Annotated in this window: 9 protein-coding genes; all 9 read right to left on the bottom strand. The window is 64.6% G+C overall.

The window, feature by feature from the left end:
- The coding region (locus tag AC30QB_RS03515) for an SWIB/MDM2 domain-containing protein (RefSeq protein ID WP_489544803.1) at positions 1-363 on the bottom strand (363 nt) is incomplete at its 3' end.
- 228 nt (positions 364-591) lie between these two features.
- Positions 592-1,119 carry a cytochrome b/b6 domain-containing protein gene (locus AC30QB_RS03510; RefSeq protein ID WP_489544802.1) on the bottom strand — a complete coding sequence of 176 codons (528 nt, stop codon included), beginning with the start codon at positions 1,117-1,119 and terminating at the stop codon, positions 592-594.
- 17 nt (positions 1,120-1,136) lie between these two features.
- Positions 1,137-1,427, bottom strand: coding sequence for a PepSY domain-containing protein (locus AC30QB_RS03505; RefSeq protein WP_489544801.1), 291 nt, complete (start codon positions 1,425-1,427; stop codon positions 1,137-1,139).
- Between the two features lie 52 nt (positions 1,428-1,479).
- The gene (locus tag AC30QB_RS03500) at positions 1,480-2,169 is read right to left on the bottom strand and encodes a Fe2+-dependent dioxygenase (RefSeq protein ID WP_489544800.1); all 690 of its coding nucleotides are present in this window, start codon (positions 2,167-2,169) and stop codon (positions 1,480-1,482) included.
- Positions 2,170-2,224: 55 nt separating this feature from the next.
- Positions 2,225-4,531: a TonB-dependent receptor gene (locus tag AC30QB_RS03495; RefSeq protein WP_489544799.1), complete on the bottom strand. Its 2,307-nt coding sequence runs from the start codon at positions 4,529-4,531 to the stop codon at positions 2,225-2,227.
- A gap of 82 nt (positions 4,532-4,613) precedes the next feature.
- Positions 4,614-4,802 (bottom strand): hemin uptake protein HemP, encoded by a 189-nt coding sequence (gene hemP, locus AC30QB_RS03490; RefSeq protein ID WP_489544798.1) that lies wholly within the window; start codon positions 4,800-4,802, stop codon positions 4,614-4,616.
- Between the two features lie 3 nt (positions 4,803-4,805).
- Positions 4,806-5,225, bottom strand: coding sequence for an ExbD/TolR family protein (locus tag AC30QB_RS03485; protein WP_489544797.1), 420 nt, complete (start codon positions 5,223-5,225; stop codon positions 4,806-4,808).
- Positions 5,226-5,235: 10 nt separating this feature from the next.
- Positions 5,236-5,994, bottom strand: coding sequence for a MotA/TolQ/ExbB proton channel family protein (locus AC30QB_RS03480; RefSeq protein WP_489544796.1), 759 nt, complete (start codon positions 5,992-5,994; stop codon positions 5,236-5,238).
- Positions 5,995-5,996: 2 nt separating this feature from the next.
- Positions 5,997-6,704, bottom strand: coding sequence for an energy transducer TonB (locus tag AC30QB_RS03475; protein WP_489544795.1), 708 nt, complete (start codon positions 6,702-6,704; stop codon positions 5,997-5,999).
- Positions 6,705-6,790: the final 86 nt, after the last annotated feature.

Genomic DNA, 6,790 nt, shown 5'->3' with positions numbered 1-6,790 from the left:
GATTTCCTTCAACTTGGCGTCGGCATTGATCATCGTGCGCTTCGCCTTGTCTTGCAGGTCATTCTTCTTGATGTACTCCCACACCTTCTTGGTCACTTCCGTGCGCGGCACCGGGGTGGAGCCGATGATGGCTGCCAGGTGTGCGCTCGGGGTCATGGCCTTCATGAAGGCTGCGTTGGGGGTGCGCTTCTTGGCCGGAGCCTTCTTCGCTGCCACCTTCTTTGCAGGAGCCGCTTTCTTGGCCGGAGCGGCCTTCTTCGCGGGAGCAGCTTTCTTTGCCGCTACTTTTTTAGCCGGAGCCGCCTTCTTGGCCGGGGCCTTCTTTGCAGCGGGTTTTGCCGCAGCTTTCTTCGCAGTTGCCATTTTGAATTTCTCCATCACAAAGTTGTTGATGTGCCCGTGTTGGGTGAGAGCCGCATGAGCTCTCTGTTCTCCATGGACCACGTGCGGTGCGAATACTACTGCGAGAGTGCTGCATTGAGAAGCAGTTTTCATAGGTAAATAGCGCATTCATGCCCGGTGGTGTGCGCTTTTGTCGCCGCAGCACATCACTCGCATGCCTCAGAGGCACCACTCAATGCAAGACCGAGATCAACTCACGTCGTGCTCGTCGGGTGCGCGCTTGCTGCCGCTCACCATTGATCGCAGCAGGTTCTCGCGCTGTCGAAAACTCGTGAACGCGACGCCTGCGAGGTGCGCTGCGATGAGCCCGAGCAGCGCCCAGGCGAGCGCGAAGTGCGCAGACTGAACCACGTCATCGCCCCAGAAGCGGTCGGTGGTGAAGAGCCAGCCTGTGGCCGCAGTGGCCAGCCCGCAGACGAGCAGCGCCAGCACCATCCAGCCGCCCAACGGGTTGTGGCCGATGTAGCGTGGCTCGCTGCCGCGCAAAAGTTGCAGCGCATACCGAGCCGTGCGCTGCGGCGAACAGACGAACTGGCGAAAGCGCGCGTAACGCCCGCCGATGAAGCCCCACAGCACGCGCATCGATGCGATCGCGAGCACGGCATAGCCTACGGGCTCATGCCAGCGGGTCCAGGTGCCGCTGGTAAGCCACGCCGCAGCGACACCAGCGGCGAGCGACCAATGCAGCAGGCGCAACCAGGCGCTCCAGACTTTCACGGCGCAGCGGCGGTGGGTTACTTCTTGGCCGGCTTCGCATCAGCAGGCATGACGCGCTCGAAGGTCTTGGGGTCGAAGAAGGCCTCGGCGCGCTCGCCCTTGGCGTCGAAGCCGTAGACCTCGTAGCAGCCGTTCTCGACCTTGACCTTGCGCACCTTCCAGCCTTCGCTGACGAGCTTGGCCTGCAGCTCCATCTGTCCACGCCATTCGGCCTTGGGGGTGGTGCATTTCACATCGCCATGCGCATGCGCCAGGCCGGCACACAACACGCCCAAGGTCAGTGCGACGAGACGGGAAAGGTTTTTCATGGTCGATACTTTCAGTGGTGAGGGGGAGGGTGATCAGGCGCGCGGCAGGCTTTCAAGTGTCGGCCCAACTGCGCAGAAGGTTGTGGTACGTGCCCGTGAGCCCGATCACGGAAGGGTCGGATTCGCCGTGGCGGGTGCGCAAACTCATCAGGTGCTGGTCCATGTCGAAGAGCAAACGGCGCTGCTCGTCGCTGCGCACCATGCTCTCGATCCAGAAGAAGCTGGCAATGCGGTAGCCGCGCGTGACCGGCTCGACGCGGTGCACGCTGGTGCCGGGGTACAGCAGCATGTCGCCAGCCACCAGCTTGACGCGCTGTTGGCCGAAGGTGTCTTCGATGACGAGCTCACCACCGTCGTATTCGTCGGGCTCAGACAAAAACAAGGTGCAGCTCACGTCGGTTCGCACGCGCTGGCCCCCGGGTCCGGGCATGTAGCGCACGGCATTGTCCACGTGGTCACCGAAGGCATTGGTGGTGCCTCCGTAGCGGTTGAACAGCGGCGGGAACACGCGCTTGGGCAACGCCGCAGAGAAGAAGGTGGCGTGCCGGTTCAGGCCCCGCAGCACGATCTCTTGCAGCGCTCGCGTTTCCGGGCCGTCCTGAGGCAGCTGCTCATTGTTCTTGGCCAGGGCCGATTGCATGCCTGCGGTGACGCGGCCGTCACCCCAGGGTGAATGCGCGAGGATCTGCAGCGCGGCACCGAGTTCGTCGGCCGTCAGAACTTGCTGGATGTGCTTGAGCATGGCGATGGCTTTGCTGTGGGTGGGGCGACGGCCGGCGCACGGGCCAGCCGAAAGCTCAGAACTTCAGGCTCAGGCCCAGTTGCACCGACCTGGCCGCTCCCGGGATGTAGTGCCCGCGGTAGAGCATGTCGGCGTAGTGCTCATGGGTCACGTTGGACACGTTCAGTTTGAATGTGGCTTCGTCTAGCTGGTACTCGGCCATCAGGTCACCGGTGATGAAGCGAGGGGCAATGACGGTGCTTTGCTGAGGTCTGTCGGAGCTGCGCGCGTTGAGCCCACCGCCCACGCGCCACTTCGGGGTGACCTTGTAGGTGGTCCAGACCGTGCCCGTGTGCCGTGGCGTGAGGCCAGGGCGCTCGCCCACCGTTTCGCCTTGCAGCAGCGTAGTGCCGTTGGAGGCGCCCGCATCAATCTTCGCGTCGGGAATGAAGGCATAGGAGCCGTAAACCTCCCACAGCGGCGTGAGGCGGCCGGTCACGTCCAGCTCGATGCCGGCCGCGTGGCGCTTGCCGGACAACACGTAGTTGCTGGGCGTCACAGATGTCTCGTCGCGGTTGCGCTCGTTGTACTTGCTGGCATGAAACACCGCCACGCGGGTGCTGACCTTGCCGCTCGACGAGTCGATCTTGGCGCCGAGCTCGATGTTGCGGCTGGCCTCGGGCGGGGTGTTCGAGCCCAGCGCGTCAAAGCGATAGGTGTCGCCCGAGGTGTTGAACGAGGTGCCATATGAGAGGTGATATGACTGGAACGGTGTGGGCTGGAACAGCACCCCGACACGCTTGCTCCACAGAGAGTCGGTGCGCTCGCGAACCGCCGCCACCTGTGTGACCGCGTTCGCCGCATTGCGCAGCTCGGGTTGTGAGTAGCGGCCACTGAAGCGATCCCAGCGCAAGCCAGCCAGCACTTTCCAAGAAGGCGCCACCTGCGCCAAGTCTTGAAAATAGACACCCATGGCCTTGGCGTGGAAGTCTTGTGTCAAACGCGTGGTGCGCGAGCCTTCGTCCACCGATGCGCCGTCGGCAGGCGTTCCCACGGTGGTGCGGGGCTTGGTCAGCGTGGGGCTGTCGGCGCCGAGGCCAAAGTTCTCAAACTTCTCGTTCGCAAAGTCGACGCCGGTCTGCACCGCATTCTCCAGCCCGCCCGATTTGAACTTGTGGCTGTAGTCGCTTTGCAGGTACTGCGTCTCCATGTTCATGATCTTGGCCTGCACGCCGGTGTCGCCTGAGCGGCGCAGCAGCGTCGAGTCACCGAAAGTGTCTGATGTGACGGCCTGGCCTCCTGGCTGGTCGACTGCAGCCGCGAAGCGAATCGCACTGGCGCGCTGGTCTCGCGTGTAGCTGGCCATGCGCACAGCCGTGCGCAGCTCGCCACCATTGCCGAACTTGTGCACGTGGCTCGCGTTGCCCTGCGTGGTGCCGCTGCGCACGTAGTCACTCGCCATGCCGTAGTAATTCTTCGGGTCGGTGTTCCAGAGGTAGTTGCCGCCGCTGGCCCCTGGGGTCAGCCAGGGCAAGCCGTACTGAACGCCGTTGTCATTCTTCAGGTAATACATGCCCAGCGAAAATTCGTCATCCGTGCCGATGCCGAAGCGGTAGGTGGGTGCAACGCCTTGCTTGTCGATCTTGTTGCCGTGGTTGTCGGCCTGCGTGAGCATGGTGTTGAGGCGCAGTGCCGAGCTCTCGCCGGTGCGCTGGTTGAAGTCACCCACCACGCGCATGTAGTGGCCCGTGCCCAGGATCATGCTGAGTTCGTTCTCGTTGGACAGCATCGGCTGCTTGCTCACCTGGTTAACCGCACCGCCCGTAGAGCCACGACCGAAGAGCATCGAAGCCGAGCCCCGCAGCAACTCAAGCCGGTCCCAGTTGAACGAGTCGCGGTCGTAGAAGGCGGGGTCGCGCATGCCGTCTATGAAGATGTCACCGGTCGATTGCAGCGAGAAGCCACGCAGGCGGATGTCTTCCTCGCCACCCTCAGCGGCCTGAAAAGAGATGCCGGCAGTGTTCTTCAGCACTTCCTTCAGGGTGTCGAGGTTGCGGTCGTCTATCAGCCGCTCGGTCACCACCGTCACCGACTGCGGCACGTCGCGCAACTCTTGCGTGCCCTTGCCGATGCGGGTGGTGGTGGCTTGGTAGCTGTCCTTGCCCGTGGCCTCGGCTGAGGCCTTCACTTTGATCGGCGCCAGCGTGGCCTCGAGCGGCCCCGAGGCGGCTGAGGCCGCCGCAGCCGGGGTGGGCGGCGGCACCTGCTGCGCCAGCGCGGGCAACACGGCCAGGCCGAAGCCGGCAGCGAGGGCGCCCAGGGGCAGAAGTGAAGGCCGCACGATTGGCGCGGCGATGGGGCAGGTCGGTTTTCTTGTCGGCACGGTGATCTCCATCAGTGGTGATGCACGGGCTGGCAAAGGGCTGGCTGGCGCGGTGGGTCTTGAGTTGGAAGGAAGACGGGGCTTACTTGGTCAGGATGAGTTTGCCGAGGGCTGTTTCGCGCAAGCGATACCAGGCCCCGCGGTGCTCGATCAGCACCTCTTTCGCATCACCGAGCAAGTGGCGGCTTGAGACGCGCGGCAAGGCCGCAAGCGGCGTGGCGTCTGGCGCACGGGCATGGCGAGGCAGGCCGTCGGGCGGGTGGGGTGACATGGCTCAGGGCGTCTCGGGTTCGCTGATGAAGCCGACCTTGGTCAGCCCGGCCTTGGTCGCGTCGGCCAGGGTCTGCGCCACGTGTCGGTAAGCCACGGCCTGGTCGGCCTTGAGGTGCACTTCAGGCTGAGGCTGCTTGCGCCCATCGGCCGTGAAGCGCTTGGCGGCTTCGGCGCGGGACACCGGCTCGCCGTTCCAGAAGCGCTGGCCGTTGGCGTCGATGGCGAACTCGATCTTGTCGGCCTTGGCGATGTAGGGCTGCGCGGTGGCCTTGGGCAGCTCCAGCTTCACGGCCTGCGTGAGCAGCGGTGCCGTGACGATGAAGATGACCAGCAGCACCAGCATGACGTCGATCAACGGCACCATGTTGATCTCGGCCATAGGAGCGCTGGCGTTGCGGTTGTCGAAACTTGCGAAGGCCACGGTGCGCTCCTCAGGCCAGGCGCGGGCGGCAGAGGTGCGGGGTGCGCAGCGGCTGCAGCGGCATGGCGCCACTGTCGCCGCTCAGCGGCTGGCCCATCGACACGAAGGTGTGCAGCTCGTAGGCGAAGGCGTCGAGCTTGGAGAGGACCACGCGGTTGGAGCGTGTGAGCCAGTTGTAGCCCATCACCGCAGGGATGGCGACGGCCAGGCCGAGCCCGGTCATGATCAACGCCTCGCCCACAGGGCCGGCCACCTTGTCGAGCGTGCCCGCGCCGCTCATGCCGATGGCGACCAGCGCGTGGTACACGCCCCACACCGTGCCGAAGAGGCCGACGAACGGCGCGGTGGCACCCACGGTGGCGAGCACGGCGAGACCGTTTTCAAGGCGCGTGGTTTCTTCGTCGAGCACCTTCTTGATGGTGCGGGTGACGAAGTCGCCCGATGTGCCGGCCTCTTCGAGTTTGGCCGCGCCGTACTTGGCGTGGTGCGCCTGCGCATGCATGGCATGGCTGGTGAGGTGCGAAAACGGATCGCGGGCGCCGTGGGTGGCGATCTCGGCGGACACCGCGTCAAGTGAGGTCGCGTTCCAGAAGAAATTGAGGAAGGTCTCGCTGCGGCGCTTGCGTGCCACCAACGTGAGCCCCTTGAGGACGATGATGGCCCACGAGGCCACCGACATCAGCACCAGCATCAGCAGCAGGGTGTTGCCCGCGGCATCAGCTTGCGTGATGAAGTGGCCGAAGCCGAGAGCGGTGTCTGCAGAAGTCACGGTCATTTCTCCAACTCGAACATCACGGGGATCACGGCATAGCCCGCGGTGGGCTGGCCGTTTTCTGAATAGGGTTTGAAGCGCCACTTCTGCACCGCGGCCAGCGCAGATTCGTCGAGGCGAGAGTAGCCAGACGACTGGCTGACCTGCACGGTGGCGGGCAAGCCGCGTTCGTCGATGTAGATGCGCAGCGTGACGGTGCCGGCTTCGTTCAGACGCCGCGAGGTGCGCGGGTATTCGGGCGGTACGGCGTCTAGGTATTGCACGGCCGAGGCCGGGATTGTCTTGGGCGGCGGCGGGGGCGCGGCCTCGACGATCTGTGTCGCGGTCACGGGCCGCTCAAGCGGCGTTGGCACCTCGCGCGGCGGTGCGACTTCAAAGGCGGCCGGTGAAGGCGAAGGCGCAGCGGCCGGTGTTGCAATCACCACAGGGGGCGGCACCTTGACCACGGGCTGAACCGGTGGCTGCGGGGGCGCGGTGGGCGCTGGGGCTGCGAGCAGCTCGACAAACACCGGAGCTGACACCATCACCGCCTGTCGAACTGCAGGCACCTGCAGCACGCCCCAGATCGCGCCAACATGGGCAAGCGCAATCGCACCGATCACCGCTCGCCGCAGCGTGTTGCTCAGCCCGTTTAACGCGGGCGCGGGCCAACGCAGCGCGCGGGCAGCCTGAGGCGTGGGAGCAAGGGTGGCGTGAGAAGCAGACATGGATGCCGAGCAAAGGAGCGAGTCGCAGCAACGATCGCTGCAGGGCATGCAGTCTAACAATAATGAGAACTATTCGTATTTGAAAG

Origin of the sequence: Rhizobacter sp., assembly GCF_046595475.1 — a bacterium.
GTDB lineage: Bacteria > Pseudomonadota > Gammaproteobacteria > Burkholderiales > Burkholderiaceae_C > Rhizobacter.
Note: the sequence above shows the minus strand (reverse complement) of the source record. Positions and strands in the feature narration are given on the sequence as shown.

What these genes read in the sequence shown, in the direction of transcription:
- AC30QB_RS03475 (WP_489544795.1), bottom strand. Translation starts at nt 6,704, where the DNA reads ATGTCTGCTTCTCACGCCACCCTTGCTCCCACGCCTCAGGCTGCCCGC.
- AC30QB_RS03505 (WP_489544801.1), bottom strand. Translation starts at nt 1,427, where the DNA reads ATGAAAAACCTTTCCCGTCTCGTCGCACTGACCTTGGGCGTGTTGTGT.
- hemP (WP_489544798.1), bottom strand. Translation starts at nt 4,802, where the DNA reads ATGTCACCCCACCCGCCCGACGGCCTGCCTCGCCATGCCCGTGCGCCA.
- AC30QB_RS03500 (WP_489544800.1), bottom strand. Translation starts at nt 2,169, where the DNA reads ATGCTCAAGCACATCCAGCAAGTTCTGACGGCCGACGAACTCGGTGCC.